We start from the raw sequence: 17672 nt of genomic DNA on the forward strand, positions 1-17672 counted from the left end.
AAGCACGCTCCGGTCAGGCGAGCGAGATTCCGCCGTCCGCGGCCACGATGATCTTCTTCTCGGGCAGCGGGCGGGTGGCCGGGCCCTTGGCGACCGCGCCGTCCGCCACCTTGAAGGTGCTGCCGTGGCAGGGGCAGTCGATGGTGCCGTCCGCGACCTTGTCCACCAGGCACCCCTGGTGCGTGCACACCGCGGAGAAGCAGCGGAAGGAACCGGCCGTCGGCTGGGTCACCACCAGCTTCTGGTCCTTGAGGACCGTCCCGCCGCCCACCGGCACCTCCGAGGACTTGATCAGGACCTCGGCCCCCGCCGCGGGGGACTCGGCGGAGGAACCCGACGAGGACTGCGGGGCGGGGGAGCCGGCCGGCTGCTCGGGGGCGGCGGGCTTCTTCGCCTCGCCGTCGTCGCCGCCGCACGCGGCGAGGGTGCCGCCGGCCAGGGCGACGGCTCCCGCCGCCAGTACCGTGCGCCGGGCGGCGCTGCGCGGGGTGTCGCTCGTAGGGGTCGACTCAGTCATGGACGCTCCTTGCTCGGTCGCCAGGATGGCGAGGAGCATCCTGGCGTGTGGCGGGCCCCAGGTGAAGCCCGCCACACCGGTTCACCCGGCCGGCTGCCAGGGGGTCAGGTCCACGAGGCCGCCGGGGGTGCGTACGACCTCCCACACGCGCACCACCGCGTCCCGGTTCAACGGCCCGTACACGTGCGGGTAGCGGCCGTCCGGATCGCCCGCCTCCCGGCGGACCTCCGCCGTCAGGGCCGCCTCGTCCAGTTCCACGGCGAGCAGGGTGCCGGGCGTGTCCCGGTAGTGGGCCGAGGCGATGGCCAGCACGGTCGGGCGGTCCGCCGAGCAGTGGGTGAAGCCCTCGGACTCCAGGGAGGCGGGGGCATACGGGCGCTCGGGCGCGGCGCTCCAGTCGGCGAGCGGGACGATGTGGAAGATCATGCCCGTGGTTCTACCGCAGGGCGCGGCGGGAGGTCCGCACCAAGTGGCGGCATGCCCCGATATGGGTGACATTGTGCGTGTCTCGAAGCCGGGTACGGCGCTGCCTGCGCGGCCCGGTCCCTCTTCGAAAGGCATCACCATGGCGGGAAATGACCTCGGCTCCCTTCTCGGCAGTCTGCTCGGCGGTGGCGGTCAAGGCGGCCAGGGCGGTGGCGCGGGCAACATCCTCGGCGCGCTGCTCGGGGCCCTCGGAGGCGGAGGCGGAGGCCAGGGCGCGGGCGGGGGCGCGGGCGGGGGCGGCAACCCCCTCGGCGGGCTGCTGGACATGCTGACCAAGTCCGGCCTCGCCGACCAGGCCCAGTCCTGGATCGGCACCGGCGAGAACCAGGCGGTCAGCGGCGCGGAGATCGCCCAGGCCCTCCCGGACGAGGCCCTCCAGAAGGCCGCCGCGCAGGCGGGCGTCAGCCCCGAGCAGGCCGCCGACCAGATCGCCGAGGTACTGCCCACCGCCGTCGACAAGCTGAGTCCGCAAGGCCAGCTCCCGACCGGTTCGCTCGCGGACATCATCAAGCAGCAGAACCTCTAGCCCTCCGTGAGGGCCCGGCAGCCGTCCCACGGGACGGGCGCCGGGCCCTCACGGTGTGCACGGTGGCTACCCTGAGTCAGGCCCTGCCGTCACGCGATCACCCTGGAGCACCCCGTGAGAACCGCCGTCGTCATCGGAACCGGACTGATCGGCACCTCCGCGGCGCTCGCCCTGACCGCCCGCGGGATCACCGTCCACCTCGTCGACCACGACCAGGCGCAGGCCCGTACGGCCGCCGCCATGGGCGCCGGCACCGACGAGGCCCCCGAGGGCCAGGTCGACCTCGCGATCGTCGCCGTCCCCCCGGCCCACGTCGCCGCGGCCCTGGCCGACGCCATCGGGCGCGGGACGGCCCGCGCGTACGTGGACGTGGCCAGCGTCAAGGGCGGCCCGCGCCGGGAGCTCGCGGCGCTCGGCGCGGACGTCAGCGCCTACATCGGCACCCACCCCATGGCGGGCAAGGAGCGCTCCGGCCCCCTGGCCGCGACCGCGGACCTCTTCGAGGGCCGCCCCTGGGTGCTGACCCCGACCCGGGACACCGACCACGAGGTGCTGAACCTGGCGCTGGAGCTGGTCGCCCTGTGCCGGGCCGTCCCCGTCGTGATGGACGCCGACGCGCACGACCGGGCGGTGGCGCTGGTCTCCCACACCCCGCAGCTCGTCTCCAGCATGGTCGCCGCCCGCCTGGAGGAGGCCGACGAGACGGCCGTCCGGCTGTGCGGGCAGGGCATCCGCGACGTCACCCGCATCGCCGCCTCCGACCCCCGCATGTGGGTGGAGATCCTCTCCGCCAACCCGGGCCCCGTCGCCGACGTCCTCGCCGGGATCGCCGCCGACCTGGCGGAGACCGTGGAAGCCCTGCGCGGCCTCCAGTCCGCCGACGAGGCCGAGCGCCGCGGCGGCGCCGAGGGCATCGAGGACGTCCTGCGGCGCGGCAACGCGGGCCGCGTCCGGGTCCCCGGCAAGCACGGCGCGGCGCCCATGGCCTACGAGACGGTCGGGGTGTTCATCAGCGACAAGCCCGGCGAGCTCGCCCGGATCTTCGCCGACGCCGGCCGGGCCGGGGTCAACATCGAGGACGTCCGCATCGAGCACGCGACGGGCCAGCAGGCCGGCCTGGTCCAGCTCATGGTCGAGCCGAGGGCCGTCGCCGGCCTGACCGCCGACCTGCGCGAACGCGGCTGGGCCCTGCGCCAGCAGTAGCGCGGAGCCGGAGGGTGCCGGGGGCCGGTAACCTGGGGAGGGGCGCATTTGGCGCGCCCGGACACGTACGCGCAACCAGGAAGGTGCCCGCACCGTGGAAACCGCAGCTCCGTCCGCCGTGATCGTCGCCATCGACGGTCCCTCCGGCACGGGCAAGTCCAGCACCTCCAAGGCCGTGGCCGCCAAGCTCGGGCTGCGCTACCTGGACACCGGTGCCCAGTACCGGGCCATCACCTGGTGGATGATCACCAACGGCGTCGACACCGACGACCCGCAGGCCATCGCCCTCGCCGCCGGCAAGCCCGCGCTCGTGTCCGGCACCGACCCCGCCGCCCCCACCATCACCGTCGACGGCCTGGACGCCTCCGGCCCGATCCGCACCCAGGAGGTCACCTCCAAGGTCAGCGCCGTCAGCGCCGTCCCCGAGGTGCGCACCCTGATCACCGAGCTCCAGCGCTCCATCGCCGCCGAGGCGGCCGCGGAGGCCGAGGGCATCGTCGTCGAGGGCCGGGACATCGGCACCACCGTCCTGCCCGACGCCGACCTCAAGGTCTTCCTGACCGCCTCTGCCGAGGCCCGCGCCGCCCGCCGCAACGGCGAACTGCGCGGCAAGGAGACCGCGGACCTCGCGGCCACCAAGGAAGCCCTGATCAAGCGGGACGCCGCCGACTCCGGCCGCAAGACCTCCCCCCTGGCCAAGGCGGGCGACGCCGTCGAGGTCGACACCACCGAGCTCACCCTCGACCAGGTGATCGAGTGCGTCGTGACCCTGGTGGAAGAGAAGCGGGCGGGGCGCAAGTGAGTGAAACGCCCTCCCTCAAGGGTGCGGCGGTCGGCAGACGCATCGGCATAGGCCTCATGTACGGGCTGTGGAAGCCGCGCGTGCTGGGGGCCTGGAAGGTCCCCGCCTCCGGCCCCGTCATCCTGGCCGTGAACCACTCCCACAACATCGACGGCCCCATGGTCATGGGCACCGCGCCGCGGCCACTGCACTTCCTGATCAAGAAGGAGGCCTACGTCGGCCCCCTCGGCCCCTTCCTGGAGGGGATCGGGCAGGTGAAGGTGGACCGGACCGGCACCGACCGGACCGCGATCACCCGCGCCCTCGCCGTTCTCGAGGAAGGCGGCGCCCTCGGGATCTTCCCGGAGGGCACCCGGGGCGAGGGGGACTTCGCGTCCCTGCGCGCCGGACTGGCCTACTTCGCGGTCCGCAGCGGCGCCCCCATAGTGCCCGTCGCGGTCCTCGGCAGCACCGAGGCCGAGGGACGGCTCGTCAAGGGGCTGCCGCCGCTGCGCAGCCGCGTCGACGTCGTCTTCGGCTCCGCCTTCGACGCCGGGGACGGCACGGGCCGCCGTACGAAGACCGCGCTCGACCAGGCCACCGTACGCATCCAGGACCGGCTGACCGCCCACCTGGCCGACGCCAAGCGCCTCACCGGGCGCTGAGCGAGACTTGACCCTAGTAGTGGAACCGCGCTGCGCGGGTGCCACCGATCACCACGAACGACGAGGAACGGACTTCATGAACGACCAGCACGACCACGGAGCACTTGGCGACGCCGAGTACGCGGAGTTCATGGAGCTCGCCGCGGAGGAAGGCTTCGACGTCGAGGACGTCGAAGGCGCGATCGAGGAGGCGGGCCACGGCCCGCTGCCCGTGCTCGCCGTCGTCGGCCGCCCGAACGTCGGCAAGTCGACCCTGGTGAACCGCATCATCGGCCGCCGCGAGGCCGTCGTCGAGGACAAGCCCGGCGTCACCCGCGACCGCGTCACCTACGAGGCCGAATGGGCCGGGCGCCGCTTCAAGGTCGTCGACACCGGCGGCTGGGAGCAGGACGTCCTCGGCATCGACGCCTCCGTCGCCGCCCAGGCCGAGTACGCCATCGAGGCCGCCGACGCGGTCGTCTTCGTCGTCGACGCCAAGGTCGGCGCCACCGACACCGACGAGGCCGTCGTCAGGCTGCTGCGCCGGGCCGGCAAGCCCGTCGTCCTGTGCGCCAACAAGGTCGACGGCCAGAGCGGCGAGGCCGACGCGGCCTCCCTGTGGTCGCTGGGCCTCGGCCAGCCGCACCCGGTCTCCTCGCTGCACGGCCGCGGTACGGGCGACATGCTCGACGCCGTGCTGGAGGCGCTGCCGGAGGCCCCCGAGCAGACCTTCGGGGGCGCCGCCCCCGGCGGCCCGCGCCGGATCGCGCTGATCGGCCGCCCGAACGTCGGCAAGTCCTCGCTCCTGAACAAGGTGGCGCGGGAGGACCGCGTCGTCGTCAACGAGCTGGCCGGCACCACCCGTGACCCGGTCGACGAGCTGATCGAGCTCGGCGGCATCACCTGGAAGTTCGTCGACACCGCGGGCATCCGCAAGAAGGTGCACCTCCAGCAGGGCGCCGACTACTACGCCTCCCTGCGCACGGCCGCCGCCGTCGAGAAGGCGGAGGTCGCGGTCATCCTGATCGACACGACCGAGAACATCTCCGTCCAGGACCAGCGCATCATCACGATGGCCGTCGAGGCCGGCCGTGCCATCGTCGTCGCCTACAACAAGTGGGACGAGCTCGACGAGGAGCGCCGCTACTACCTCGAACGCGAGATCGAGACCGAGATGCAGCAGGTCGCCTGGGCCCCCCGGGTGAACGTCTCGGCGCTCACCGGCCGCCACATGGAGAAGCTGGTCCCGGCGATCGAGACCGCGCTCGCGGGCTGGGAGACGCGCGTCCCCACCGGCCGGCTGAACGCCTTCCTCGGCGAGGTCGTCGCGGCGCACCCGCACCCGATCCGCGGCGGCAAGCAGCCCCGCATCCTGTTCGGTACCCAGGCGGGCAGCAAGCCGCCGCGGTTCGTCCTCTTCGCGTCCGGCTTCCTGGAGGCCGGCTACCGGCGCTTCATCGAGCGCCGTCTGCGCGAGGAGTTCGGCTTCGAGGGCACCCCGATCCACATCTCGGTCCGGGTGCGCGAGAAGCGCGGCGCGCAGTACAAGAAGAAGAAGTAGCGGCGGGCCGCCGGGGTCAGTAGCCCCGGCGCGGAGCGGGCGGCAGGGCCGCCGGGATGTGCTGCATCCCGGTCTGGTGCTGCCGCCCGCCGCCGTATCCGGGGGCGCCGGCGTACGCGTACGAGGGCTGCTGGACGGGGACCGGGAGCGGCGCGGGGCTGTAGGCGGGCGCCGGCTGCCAGGAGTCGCCCTGCTGCCACGCGGAACCGGTCCAGCCGCTGCCGTACGAGCTGAGGTAGGACCCGGAGCCGCTGTACGAGCTGCCGTACGAGAAGGCCGTGAAGCCGAGGTCCTCCTCGCCCGTACGATCGCCCGGCAGGGCCCGGAAGGCGCGCAGGTACTCGGAGTACAGCGTGTCGTAGATCGGGGTGTGCGAAGCGGCCGGAGCGATGTCCCGGTCCCGTGCGGGGCGCATCGGGGGGACGCTGCTCGGATAGGACGGGGCGCGGGAGGGGTCGTATGAATGCACGTATCAGCCAACGAACCCAACGCCTTGCGGATGCGGGGTGACGGGGCGGAAAACGCAGATCGCCGGGGGTGCGCGGGACGGACCGCGCACCCCCGGCGCATGCCGCCGACCCCCTCGTGAGGGGCGGACGGCAGTCTCCGGTGGGAGGAGAGGAAGGGACCGGGCGGGCGGCGCTCAGGCGCCCGGGGTACCGGCCAGGGGCATCGAGGCGGCGACGAGCTTGCCGTTGACGGCCGCCTTGTCGAGGGCGTCGCGCAGCAGGTCCTCGCGGGGCTGCTGGCCGATGGAGCCGACCGGCGCGGCGTAGATCAGCACGCGCTGCGTCTTGTTGACGGCGGCGCGCCAGCCGTCGGTGACGCTCAGCGCCTGGTGCGCCTGCCACCAGGCCACCTGCGGGCCGCCCTCGGTGCCGGGCTGGAGCACCGCGTGCAGCTGGCCGCCCGCGAGCAGGACCGACCACCCGGAGAGGCCGCCGGGCAGCTCCTTGGTGTCGGTGCACGGCTTGAAGCCCTGCTCGATGAGGAGGGGCAGGAAGTCGTCGCCGGGGCCGGTGGTGCCGGGGCGGGCGATCGGCGCGGTGGGCTCGACGACCAGCGCGGGGTGCAGGTCGCCGTCGATCAGGACCAGGCCGCTGGTGATGCCCAGGACGGCCTGGCCGCCGGGGACCGACTGCGGGACCTCGCCGGGGGAGGGGACGGGGGCGGGGCTGTCCCCGGTGATGCTGCGGACCGCGCCCTGGAGCTGCTCCTCGGAGACGTTGACGACCTGTGAGGGGATGCAGCCGGCGTGGGCGAAGGCGAGGACCGCGGTCTCCTCGCCGACGAACAGCACCGTGCTCGTGGGGTCGGTCTCGGGGTCGCCGGGGGTGCGGCAGGAGGTGCAGTCGTAACTGCGCGGGGCGTCGTCGCCGGTGAGCAGCCTGTCGGCTTCTTCGTCACCGATCTCGGCACGTACCTCAAGACTGACGTCGAGCATGCGCGGCACGGGGTGGCTCCTCATTCGTGCGGAGGCCGGGGGGTTCCCGGCTCGCCGGGCTCAACGGCGGAGCGGCGGCCGGGGTCACGCCGTTTGAGGGAACGGAATCGAACCGGCCACCCGGAAGAGTGAACGGCCCGACCGGAGCTTCGTTTTGGTGCCAACTGTTGGCTGGTTGTGCGCAGTTGGTGGTCGGTGCTGGCCGTTTCGGGGAGGGGGGTGGCGCGGCCGTCCGGGTGGGGCGGGGGAGGGCGCCGCGTGGCGGGCCGGGCGGGCGGTGGCGGCTGCGTAGCGTGACCCGATGCCCGAACCCCGTCTCCTGCGCCGGGACCGGTGGGCCGCCGCCGTGGCCGCCGGTGCGCTGGCATTCGTCCTCCCGTGGGGCGCCGACGCGACGGCCGCGGCCGCCGCGCCGCCCCCGCCGGCCCCCGGACCGGCCGGGGCGGCACACCCCGGCTCGGCCGGAACCCTCGGAGACGGGCCGGGGGACTGCGGGCCGGGCGGGGAATGGCCGTGGGACTGCGTGGCCGACTGCGAGAGCGGCGGCCGGTGGGCGGTCAACACCGGCAACGGCTTCTACGGGGGCCTGCAGTTCTGGCAGCCGACCTGGGAGGAACACGGGGGCCTCGCGTACGCGGCGCGGGCCGACCTCGCCACCCGGGACCAGCAGATCAGGGTCGCGGAGGGGCTGCTCGGCACGCAGGGGTGGGAGGCGTGGCCGGTGTGCGCGAAGCGGTACGGGCTGGCGGGGCGGGCGCACGTGGTGCGGGCCGGGGACACGCTGGACGGGATCGCGAGGCGGCACCGGGTGGAGGGCGGCTGGCGCGCGCTGTACGAAGCGAACCGGACCCTGATCGGTCCCCGCCCCGACAGCCTCCCCCTGGGCCTCCTCCTCACCCTCCCGCCGAAGCCGCCGCCCGCCCCTGCACCCACGCCTCCGCCGCCGTCGCCCCCTGCGGCCCAGCCGCCCTCCGCCCCCGCGGCCCGTCCCCCGTCGGCCTCGGCCCCTGCCCCTGCCCCTGCGGCGCCGACTCCCGGGAGCCCGGCCTCTACGGCCCCGCCCACACCGCCGCGCTGACCCGCGCCCCGGGGCTGCCGCTGCGCGGAGCCGTCCCCTACCCGCCCTTCCACCGTTCCCCGGGCCCTGCCCGGACCCGCGCCTCAAACGCCGGCGGGGCTGGATCTATCCAGCCTCGCCGGCGTTTGAGGCGCAGGGGTTCGGGGGCCGGGCCCCGTCGGCGGCTGCGGCGTGGGGGGTGGTCCATGAGCCGGCCAGGCTACCGGCAGACTGCGGGGATGCTCGATACCTCCGCACGACTGCTGCGCCTGCTGTCCCTGTTGCAGGCCCACCGCGAATGGACCGGCGCCGACCTCGCCGACCGGCTCGGAGTCACCGCGCGTACCGTGCGGCGGGACGTGGACCGGCTGCGGGAGCTCGGGTACCCCGTGAACGCCAGTCCCGGGACCGGCGGCGGGTACCAGCTGGGGGCCGGGGCCGAGCTGCCGCCGCTGCTGCTCGACGACGACGAGGCCGTCGCCGTGGCGGTGGGGCTGCGTACGGCCGCGGGCAACGGCGTCGAGGGGATCGGGGAGGCGTCCGTACGGGCGTTGGCCAAGCTGGAGCAGGTCCTGCCCTCGCGGCTGCGCGGCCGCGTCGCCGCGCTCAACGAGTTCACCGTGCCCATGCTGCGCGGCCCGCGCGACACCGTCGACCCGTCCGTGCTGACGGAGCTCGCCGCCGTGTGCCGGGACCGCGAGCGGCTGCGCTTCGGCTACCGCGACCACGGCGGTTCCGTCAGCCGCCGCACCGTCGAGCCGCACCGGCTGGTGTGCACCGAGCGGCGCTGGTACCTCGTCGCCTGGGACCTCGACCGCGAGGACTGGCGGACCTTCCGGGCCGACCGGATCGAGCCCCGCCCGCCGCACGGCCCGCGCTTCACGCCGCGCCCGGCGCCCGCCGAGGACCTGGCCGCGTACGTCTCCCAGGGCGTGTCGCAGCACGTGTACGCGGCCCGGGCGCTGGTGCGGCTGCGGATGTCCGCCGAGGACGCGGCGCGGGTCGTGGGCCCCTCCGACGGGGTGCTGGAGCCGGTCGACGCGCACAGCTGCCTGCTGCGCACCGGGGCGGTCAGCCTCAAGGTCCTGGTGATTCACATCATGCTGCTCGGCTGTGAGTTCGAGGTCGTGGAGCCGCCCGAGCTGACCGACCGGATCCGCGCCGCGCGGGACCTTCTCGGCCGCGCCCTGGAGTAGCCGGCAGCAGTCGGTTCCGGCAATCCGGAGGGGAATTCGGCGGCTCTCCACGGGAATTCGAAAGGGATCCGAGCCGGGCGTGTCGCAGGGGAGGAAACGGTTCTGGAAACAATGCCGGGCCGAAGTGCCGGGGGATGCCCCGCTGTCGACAACCCGTGACACAAGCGTGACCCGGTACGGAGGAACCTCCCGGCGCTTCGCTGACGGTCCGGACATATCAACGGCGAAGACGGACATATCAACAACGGCGAAGGCGGGCCGGTTCGGTGAACCGGCCCGCCTTCGCCGCGCGGGGTGGGGATGTGCGTACCGACCCCGTCGCTCCGGGCTCAGCCGCCGGTCGCCGGGCGGGCCGAGGCCCCCCGCGCGGCGGCCCGCTCGGTGTGCGCCGGGCGGCGGCTCCCGGCCGGGGTGACCGGGGTGCGCTCGGAGCGGATGATGTGCGGCCGGGGCGCCGGGTGCCCGGCGGGCCGCGGCGCGGGGGAGTGCCCGGCGGGGACGTGCGGGGCGGCCGGGGCGGGCGCCGGGGCCCCCGCCTCGGTGGTGGCGGCGCGCCCGGGCTGCCACTTGCCGCCCGCGGACAGCAGCGGGGTGAGCGCGGCGGCGACCGGCTCGGAGACGCGGCCCTCCTCCAGGCGGCGGCGCCACAGCTCGCGCAGCTGGAAGACGTACGCCTCGGCGCGGGCGATGGCCGGCTCGAACCAGGGCAGCGCCAGCATGATCAGCAGGCCTGCGGTCCAGCCGAGCAGGACGTCGGAGACCCAGTGGGTGCCGAGGTAGACGGTGGTGGCGCCGACGCTCAGCGAGACCACCGCGGACAGTACGGACAGCACCCGGCGGGTGACGGTGGTGGAGGCCAGGTAGGCCAGGATCCCCCAGGTCACGACGGCGTTGGCGGTGTGGCCCGAAGGGAATATATCGCCGCCCGCGAAGAGCTCGGCGGAGCCGATCTCGGTGGCGTAGTGCGGACCGAGCCGGCCGAGGCCGAGCTTGACGGAGCCGACGGTGATGTTGAGCAGCAGCAGGGCCACGCCGAGGGTGATCAGCGGGCGCAGGGTGTGCTGGCGCCAGGATCGCCAGCCGAGCCAGGCCGCGACCATCACCGCGGTGGGTCCGCGCTGGCCGAGTACGACCAGGTAGTCGAGGAAGGCGTGCAGCTGTGGCCACTGCTCGTAGGGCCGGAAGAACATGATCTGCCAGTCCAGCCGGACGAGCCAGGACGTCGTCAGGACGGCGACGACGATCGCGAGGTAGAACGCGAGGGTCGAGGCGAGGAGCACGACGCGGTGCCGGCTCATCTGCGGCGTTTGCAGATGAGCCGGACGCTCTGGTTCCCGGTCCAGCCGGGCGAACACCGGCTCCAGACGGGTCAGCATTTGGTCAGTACGCACTCAATCGACGTTACCGCGCGTCGAAGCGCGGCCCGGTCGAATCGCGGGCTTTGTGATGACCATGTGATGTGGAGTGCGTCTCACGGGGACTTTAATTCCCGTGATTTCGCCCCTTGTTGGAACTTCTCGGATTCAACTCCGGGAGCACTGGCCAGGCAATTATCCGCACACTTACCCGGTTCTTATTGTCGCCGCTCAATTCCTTTGCTCAATCATGGATTGGAATGATCCATTCCGTGATCACGGGGGACCGGAGCCGTTCAGCCAGAACGCCCCGTACACCGCCGAGGCCAGCGCCACCGCCCCCACCAGCACCGCGGCCCGCCCCGGCCGCCACCGCGCCAGACCCACCGCCGGAGGCAGCAGCAGCGGGAAGGCCGGCAGCAGCAGCCGGGGCTTGGAGCCGAAATACCCCGAGGCGCACAGCGCCAGCGCCACCACGATCCCGCAGTACACGAGCAGCGCGGCCGGCTGCCGCTGCCGCACGCACAGCCGGTACAGCCACAGCACCCCCGCCACCCCGGCGATCAGGGCGATCCCGGCGAGGAAGGCCGAGGACGCCAGCCGCGCCCCCACGAACCGGGCGAAGGCCCAGCCGCCGTCGAAGCCGTTGCCCCAGCCCGCCTGCACGTCCAGGTACCCCAGCAGCCCGCCGCCCGTGCGCTGCCCCACCCACAGCACGTACGCCGCCGCGCCCATCGGGGCCAGCAGCGCACCGGCCGCCGCCCGCCAGGACCGCTCCCCGCGCCGCCAGGCCAGCGCGGCCGCCACCCACACCGCCGCGACGACGGCGGCCCCGACCGGGCGGGTCAGCCCCGCCCCGGCCGCGAGCAGCCCCGCCGCGATCCAGCGCCCGCGCAGCGCGCAGTACACCGCCCAGGCGGCCAGCGCGGTGAACAGCGACTCGCTGTACGCCATCGACTGCACGACCCCCACCGGCAGCGCCGCCCACAGCGCCGCCGCCAGCACCCCGGCCCGCCGCCCGTGCAGCAGGTCGGCCACCGCGAAGATCCCCCAGGCGGCGGCGAGCCCCGCCACCACCGAGACCACCAGCCCCGCCGAGCCGTACGAGAGGCCCGTGGGCGCCGCCACCAGCCGCTCCAGCCAGGGCAGCAGCGGGAAGAAGGCCAGGTTGGAGTGGACGGCCCCGCTCGGCAGGACCACCTCGTAGCCGTACCCCCCGGCGGCGATCCGGGCGTACCAGAGCGAGTCCCAGCGGGCCGACAGAAGGGTGTGCGGGCTGCTGCCGGCCGCCGCGCACCACAGCGCGAGCACGGCCAGGCCGAGCAGCCGGACCGCCGCGAAGGCGGCGAGCGCGGGCGCGGCCCGGCGCAGGCCCCGGAGCAGGCGCCGGCCAAGATCGTTCACGGATGCGTCGTCGACGGGCACAGTTGTCACGGGCACGAGTATCGACTCCGCGCCCACCCGGACGAGAACCAGAACCACGGGCCGTGAGCACGCGTGTACGCGGGGGGAGCACACAAGCGGAACGAGTGGCACACACCACACGGAGGCCGCCGCCGGGATGAGAGCTTGACCACGTGTCGGACACACGAACTCGCGTACGCTGACCCTTCACTCGCGTGTCGATGCCGGACCCCGTAGGACGCCGCACAGCGCACCACCTCGCGGCGCCGTACGACGCTGGTCCGCCGAGTGCGAGGGATCACCTGGGAGGTACATGCATGTCGGGGACGAACACGGCCGACGACAGGAACCCTTCCCCCTGGCAGCGGATCAGCGCGGCCTCCGGCGGGGCGAACCGCTGGGTCGTCCTGGCCGTCCTGTGCGTCAGCCTGGTGCTCGTCGCGCTCGACGCGACGATCCTGCACGTGGCCGTCCCCTCCGTCACCGAGGACCTGCGCCCCGGCGCGGTCGAGCTGCTGTGGATCGTCGACGCCTACCCGCTGGTGTGCGCCGCGCTCCTGATCCTCTTCGGCACCCTCGGCGACCGGGTCGGCCGCCGCCGGATCCTGCTCCTCGGCTACGGCCTCTTCGGCGCGGCCTCCGCGCTGGCCGCGCTCGCCGACAACGCCCAGGTACTGATCGCCGCGCGCGCCCTGCTCGGCGTCGGCGGGGCGATGATCATGCCCGCCACCCTGTCGATCCTGCGCCAGGTCTTCCCCGACCGCCGCGAACGGGCCCTGGCGATCGGCATCTGGACCGCCGTCGCCGCCATCGGTGCGGCCAGCGGCCCCGTCCTCGGCGGCTTCCTCGTCCAGCACTTCTGGTGGGGGTCGGTCTTCCTCATCAACATCCCGCTGATGGCGCTGATCCTTCCCCTCGGCCGCTGGCTGCTGCCCGAGTCCAAGGGCTGCTCCGACGGGCCCTGGGACGTGCTCGGCGCGCTGACGGCCGCCGCCGGCGTCCTCGGCACGGTGCTCGGCATCAAGCGGATCGGCGCGGAGCGCCAGCTCCTCGATGCCGAGGCGCTGGTCCCGCTGCTGCTCGGCGTGGGCCTGCTGGCGCTCTTCGTACGCCGCCAGAAGCGGCGCGAGCACCCGCTCATCGACATGCGGATGTTCTCCCGGGCCGCCTTCTCCACCTCCGTCGGCTGCATCGTGCTCGCCATGCTGGCGCTGGTCGGCCTGGAGCTGATCGCCGTCCAGTACCTCCAGCTGGTGCTGCACCTGAGCCCGCTGGAGACCGGCCTGCGGCTGCTGCCGCTCACCTTCGCCGCGATGGCCGCCGGAGCCACCGGCTCGTACACCCTCCAGCGCGTCGGCCCGCGCACGATGGTCTCGCTGGGCTTCGTGCTGACCGCCTTCGCCGTGGTGCTGCTGACCCTCATGGGCCAGCACGACCGGCCCGTCCTGCTCACCGCGGCCTTCGTCCTGCTGGGCTTCGGGCTCCAGACCACCCTGTTCGCCGCCTACGAGTCCATGCTGAGCGAGGCCCCGGCGGACACCGCCGGCGGCGCGGCCTCCATAGGCGAGACCTCCTACCAGCTCGGCGCGGGCATGGGCATCGCCCTGCTCGGCAGCGTGATGAACGCCGCCTACGCGCCCGGCCTCCTCGACGTCCCCGGGGTCTCCGCCCAGGACTCGGCGGGCGCCGCGCACTCGCTGGGCGAGGCCTACCAGATCGCCGCCCAGCTCGGCGGCCCGGCGGGAGAGTCCCTCTACGCCGCCGCCCGGCACTCCTTCGTCCACGGCCTGCACGTGACCCTGCTGGTCAGCGCGGGCCTGCTGCTGGCGGGCGCCGCCATGGCGCTGATGCTGCCGCGCACCATGGACGTCGCCGAGCGGCCCGCGCACGACGAGGGCGGGCTCCCGCGGACCGCCGAGGTCCCGGACGCGGAGGGCGCCGTGCACCTTCCCGCGCAGCCCAAGGGCCCGGCCGCCGCGCCCGCCGCCGGCGCGCGCATCCCCGGCCCGGCCCACGGCGACCGCGACCGGGCCGGCCGCACGGCCTGACCGGGGCCGCCGCGGCCGCGCGGCGCGAGGCGCGCGGTGTGCGGCGCGTCACGGCGCGGCGGAAAACCGGGGGTGGACCCGGGGCGGGCCCGGCGACAAACTTGCACCGCTAGGTTTCGCCCCACGTGCCTGCCGGGAGGCCCCTCTTGTCCGCGCCCAAGACCCCCTTCGCCCCCACCGACCCGCTCGGTCTCGACGAGCTGCTCGGCCCCGAGGACCTCGCCGTCCGCGACACCGTCCGCGCCTGGGCCGCCGACCGGGTCCTGCCGCACATCGCGCAGTGGTACGAGGACGGCGAGCTGCCCGGCATCCGCGAGCTGGCCCGCGAGCTCGGCTCCATCGGCGCGCTCGGCATGTCCCTGACCGGCTACGGATGCGCGGGCGCGAGCGCCGTCCAGTACGGCCTGGCCTGCCTGGAGCTGGAGGCCGCCGACTCCGGGATCCGCTCGCTGGTCTCCGTACAGGGCTCGCTGGCCATGTACGCGATCTGGAAGTACGGCTCCGAGGAGCAGAAGCAGCGCTGGCTGCCCGGGATGGCGGCCGGAGAGCTGATCGGCTGCTTCGGGCTGACCGAGCCCGACGTGGGCTCCGACCCGGCCGCGATGCGCACCTACGCCAAGCGGGACGGCACCGACTGGGTGCTCAACGGCCGCAAGATGTGGATCACCAACGGCTCGGTGGCGGCCGTCGCGGTGGTCTGGGCGCAGACCGACGAGGGCATCCGCGGCTTCGCCGTCCCCACCGACGCGCCCGGCTTCTCGGCGCCGGAGATCAAGCACAAGTGGTCGCTGCGCGCCTCGGTGACGAGCGAGCTGGTCATGGACGACGTGAGGCTGCCCGCGGACGCGGTGCTCCCGGGCGTCACGGGGCTCAAGGGACCGCTGGGCTGTCTCAGCCACGCGCGGTACGGGATCATCTGGGGGTCCATGGGCGCGGCGCGCGCCAGCTTCGAGTCCGCGCTGGACTACTCGAGGACACGGGAGCAGTTCGGCAGGCCGATCGGCGGCTTCCAGCTCACCCAGGCCAAGCTCGCCGACATGGCGCTGGAACTCCACAAGGGCATCCTGCTCGCCCACCACCTGGGCCGGCGGATGGACGCGGGCACCCTGCGGCCGGAGCAGATCAGCTTCGGGAAGCTCAACAACGTCCGCGAGGCCATCGACATCTGCCGTACCGCGCGGACGATCCTCGGGGCCAACGGGATCTCCCTGGAGTACCCCGTCATGCGGCACGCCACCAACCTCGAATCGGTCCTCACCTACGAGGGCACCGTCGAGATGCACCAGCTGGTGCTGGGCAAGGCGCTCACCGGGTTGGACGCGTTCCGGTAGGCCGGTGAGGGTCCCCCAGCTACCGCTGGGAGGTGCCCCCGGGCTCAGCTCTGGTTGAAGAAGTCGCGGGAACGGCCGCCCGCCTCACCGCTGACGATCTGGGTGTCGGCCGGGGTCAGGAGGAAGACCCTGGTCGCCACCCGCTCGATCGAACCGCGCAGCCCGAAGGTCAGGCCGGCCGCGAAGTCGACCACGCGCTTGGCGTCGCCCGGGTCCATCGAGGACAGGTTCACGATGACCGGGACGCCCTCGCGGAACAGTTCGCCGATGCCGCGGGCGTCACGGAAGCCGTCCGGGGTGACCGTCGCGATCCGCCGGCCGTGATCGACCGCGGACTCCGAGGCCACCTTGACGCGCGGGTCGGTGACCCACTGGTCGCCCGGGCCCGAGACCGAGCCCTGCTGGCGCTCGACCGCCTCCGCGTAGTCGTCGTCGTAGTACCGCTCGTCGTCGCTGTCCTCCACGAGACCCAACCAGGCACTCGCCTTGCGTACCGAACCCATGGACGCCTCCTTTCACCGTGGCCAGTCTGTCTTTTCTCCGCTGCCCCTATGGTCGTCCATGATGCTGACAACGCGCCAAGTGGATAGTCGCCGCGCAGGGGTTTCGTGACGGGACTGGTGCAGAACATCCGTTGCACGGTCAAGGTTCCAGGCGGCTGCCGCTGCTGTCTGAGTGAAAATACGACCGCTGCCGCCGTCCGGGTGATCGGCTGGGGCGTACGAGTGAACGACCAGGCTGGATACGATGCCCCCGAAACGCGCGGATCACACACGGGGGAAGCGGATTGTTCGGCATCGTCAGACCTTGCACGCACCGGCTCGGCGAGCGGTTCAAGAGCGAGTGGATGGCCCATCTCTGCGGACTCTGCCTGGCACTTAGGGGTGACCACGGCCAGTTCGCGAGGATCGTCACCAACTACGACGGGCTGCTCGTCTCCGTCCTGACGGAGGCTCAGTCGGGACCGCTGTCCGGCGCCCGCCGCACGGCCGGCCCCTGCCCGCTGCGCGGGATGCGGACCGCCCCGGTGGCCAACGGCGAGGGCGCCCGGCTCGCGGCGGCCGTCTCGCTGGTCCTGGCCTCCGCGAAGGTACGCGACCACGTGGCCGACCGGGACGGGCTGTTGGCCCGCGCGCCGATCGCCCTCGCCGCGCGCAAGGTGGCCCGGGGCTGGGACCGGGCCGGAGCCCGCACCGGCGCCGCGCTCGGTTTCGACACGGCGGTCCTCGTGGACGCCGTGGACCGGCAGGGCGGCATCGAGACCCTGGCCGGGATCGGCACGCCGGTGCTCGTGGTCACCGAGCCCACCGAGACCGCGACGGCGGCCGCCTTCGCCCATACCGCGGTCCTCGCGGGACGGCCAGGCAACGCCGCGCCGCTGGCCGAGGCGGGCCGCTACTTCGGGCGGCTCGCGCACCTGCTGGACGCCGTCGAGGACCAGGCCGCCGACGCCGCGGCGGGCGCCTGGAACCCCCTCACCGCCACCGGCACCTCCCTCACCGAGGCCCGCCGGCTGTGCGACGACGCGCTGCACGGGATCCGCCTGGCGCTGCGCGAGGCGGAGTTCGCCGACGCGGGGCTCGCCCACCGGCTGCTGGTGCACGAGCTGCGCACCTCGGTCGACCGGGCCTTCGGGACCGGCAGCTGCGGCCACACCGCGACGAACTCCGCCGGTCAGGGCTACGGCGCCCCGCCGCAGGGCTACGGCCAGGCCCCGGCCCAGCCGTACGGGGCCCCCGGCCCCTACGGGGCGAACCCGTACGCGCCCGGCGCCCCGCCCCAGCCGGGCGGGCCCGGCATGCCGCCGCCGATGGGCCCGGGCGGCCCCGGCGGTGGCGGCGGTGGGGGCGGTGGCGGCTTCGGCGGCCTGCCCCCGCAGAAGCCGCGCCGCGGACTGCTGGCCGGCTGCGCGGTGGCCCTCGGGCTCTTCTGCACCTGCCAGCTGTGCTGCACCGACCACGAGGGCCCCTGGTCCCGGCAGAAGCGCGACGCGTGGTGCGACGACTGCGGTGACTGCTGCGACTGCGGCAATTGCTGCGACGGCTGCGACTGCTGTGACTGCAGCTGCGACTGCGGCTGCTGATCGGCCGTCAGCTCCCACAGGCCCGGACGGGGTACG

16 protein-coding genes and 1 pseudogene are annotated in these 17672 nt (G+C 73.9%); 10 read left to right on the forward strand and 7 right to left on the reverse strand.

Features of this window, described 5'->3' with window-relative positions; translation table 11 throughout:
• Positions 1-13 precede the first annotated feature (13 nt).
• Complete coding sequence (locus tag OOK31_RS27505) at positions 14-517, reverse strand: Rieske (2Fe-2S) protein (RefSeq protein WP_267090059.1); 504 nt, start codon at positions 515-517, stop codon at positions 14-16.
• Between the two features lie 81 nt (positions 518-598).
• Positions 599-943, reverse strand: a complete 345-nt coding sequence (locus tag OOK31_RS27510) for a DUF952 domain-containing protein (protein WP_267090060.1) — start codon at positions 941-943, stop codon at positions 599-601.
• Positions 944-1082: 139 nt separating this feature from the next.
• Between OOK31_RS27510 and OOK31_RS27515 the strand changes: the two genes are divergently transcribed.
• From OOK31_RS27515 to der, 5 genes are all read left to right on the forward strand, one after another.
• On the forward strand, positions 1083-1529 hold the full coding sequence (locus OOK31_RS27515; RefSeq protein WP_267090061.1) for a YidB family protein: 447 nt from the start codon (positions 1083-1085) through the stop codon (positions 1527-1529).
• A gap of 114 nt (positions 1530-1643) precedes the next feature.
• The gene (locus OOK31_RS27520) at positions 1644-2732 is read left to right on the forward strand and encodes a prephenate dehydrogenase (RefSeq protein WP_267090062.1); all 1089 of its coding nucleotides are present in this window, start codon (positions 1644-1646) and stop codon (positions 2730-2732) included.
• A gap of 94 nt (positions 2733-2826) precedes the next feature.
• On the forward strand, positions 2827-3534 hold the full coding sequence (gene cmk / locus OOK31_RS27525) for a (d)CMP kinase (RefSeq protein WP_267090063.1): 708 nt from the start codon (positions 2827-2829) through the stop codon (positions 3532-3534).
• Between the two features lie 56 nt (positions 3535-3590).
• Positions 3591-4178 (forward strand): 1-acyl-sn-glycerol-3-phosphate acyltransferase, encoded by a 588-nt coding sequence (locus tag OOK31_RS27530; protein ID WP_267090438.1) that lies wholly within the window; start codon positions 3591-3593, stop codon positions 4176-4178.
• 76 nt (positions 4179-4254) lie between these two features.
• Positions 4255-5718: a ribosome biogenesis GTPase Der gene (gene der, locus OOK31_RS27535; RefSeq protein WP_267090064.1), complete on the forward strand. Its 1464-nt coding sequence runs from the start codon at positions 4255-4257 to the stop codon at positions 5716-5718.
• A 16-nt stretch (positions 5719-5734) separates the two neighbouring features.
• On the opposite strand, the gene OOK31_RS27540 is transcribed toward der, so the two are convergent.
• Together OOK31_RS27540 and OOK31_RS27545 are read right to left on the reverse strand one after the other, a co-directional pair.
• Positions 5735-6133: a hypothetical protein gene (locus OOK31_RS27540; protein ID WP_267090065.1), complete on the reverse strand. Its 399-nt coding sequence runs from the start codon at positions 6131-6133 to the stop codon at positions 5735-5737.
• A 228-nt stretch (positions 6134-6361) separates the two neighbouring features.
• Positions 6362-7171: a hypothetical protein gene (locus OOK31_RS27545; RefSeq protein ID WP_267090066.1), complete on the reverse strand. Its 810-nt coding sequence runs from the start codon at positions 7169-7171 to the stop codon at positions 6362-6364.
• A 292-nt stretch (positions 7172-7463) separates the two neighbouring features.
• On the opposite strand from OOK31_RS27545, the pseudogene OOK31_RS39435 reads away from it, so the two are divergent.
• Positions 7464-8066: pseudogene (locus OOK31_RS39435) on the forward strand (transglycosylase family protein); the annotation flags it as partial.
• Positions 8067-8458: 392 nt separating this feature from the next.
• Positions 8459-9415: a YafY family protein gene (locus tag OOK31_RS27560; RefSeq protein WP_267090067.1), complete on the forward strand. Its 957-nt coding sequence runs from the start codon at positions 8459-8461 to the stop codon at positions 9413-9415.
• Positions 9416-9744: 329 nt separating this feature from the next.
• Here the strand turns inward: OOK31_RS27560 and OOK31_RS27565 are convergent, their stop codons facing one another.
• Both OOK31_RS27565 and OOK31_RS27570 read right to left on the reverse strand, forming a co-directional pair.
• A complete protein-coding gene (locus OOK31_RS27565) occupies positions 9745-10806 on the reverse strand; it encodes a phosphatase PAP2 family protein (RefSeq protein ID WP_267090068.1) in 1062 nt (353 codons plus the stop codon).
• Between the two features lie 240 nt (positions 10807-11046).
• The gene (locus tag OOK31_RS27570) at positions 11047-12195 is read right to left on the reverse strand and encodes a glycosyltransferase family 39 protein (RefSeq protein WP_267090440.1); all 1149 of its coding nucleotides are present in this window, start codon (positions 12193-12195) and stop codon (positions 11047-11049) included.
• A gap of 296 nt (positions 12196-12491) precedes the next feature.
• Between OOK31_RS27570 and OOK31_RS27575 the strand changes: the two genes are divergently transcribed.
• Entirely contained in the window at positions 12492-14222 is a 1731-nt protein-coding gene (locus OOK31_RS27575) for an MFS transporter (RefSeq protein WP_267090069.1), read from the forward strand.
• Between the two features lie 146 nt (positions 14223-14368).
• On the forward strand, positions 14369-15553 hold the full coding sequence (locus OOK31_RS27580) for an acyl-CoA dehydrogenase family protein (RefSeq protein ID WP_267090070.1): 1185 nt from the start codon (positions 14369-14371) through the stop codon (positions 15551-15553).
• Between the two features lie 44 nt (positions 15554-15597).
• On the opposite strand, the gene OOK31_RS27585 is transcribed toward OOK31_RS27580, so the two are convergent.
• A complete protein-coding gene (locus tag OOK31_RS27585) occupies positions 15598-16056 on the reverse strand; it encodes a cell division protein SepF (RefSeq protein WP_267090071.1) in 459 nt (152 codons plus the stop codon).
• A 284-nt stretch (positions 16057-16340) separates the two neighbouring features.
• On the opposite strand from OOK31_RS27585, the gene OOK31_RS27590 reads away from it, so the two are divergent.
• On the forward strand, positions 16341-17636 hold the full coding sequence (locus OOK31_RS27590) for a DUF5685 family protein (RefSeq protein ID WP_267090072.1): 1296 nt from the start codon (positions 16341-16343) through the stop codon (positions 17634-17636).
• The last annotated feature ends 36 nt before the right edge of the window (positions 17637-17672 follow it).

This window comes from Streptomyces sp. NBC_00249, assembly GCF_026342355.1.
In the GTDB taxonomy this organism is placed as follows: Bacteria; Actinomycetota; Actinomycetes; order Streptomycetales; family Streptomycetaceae; genus Streptomyces.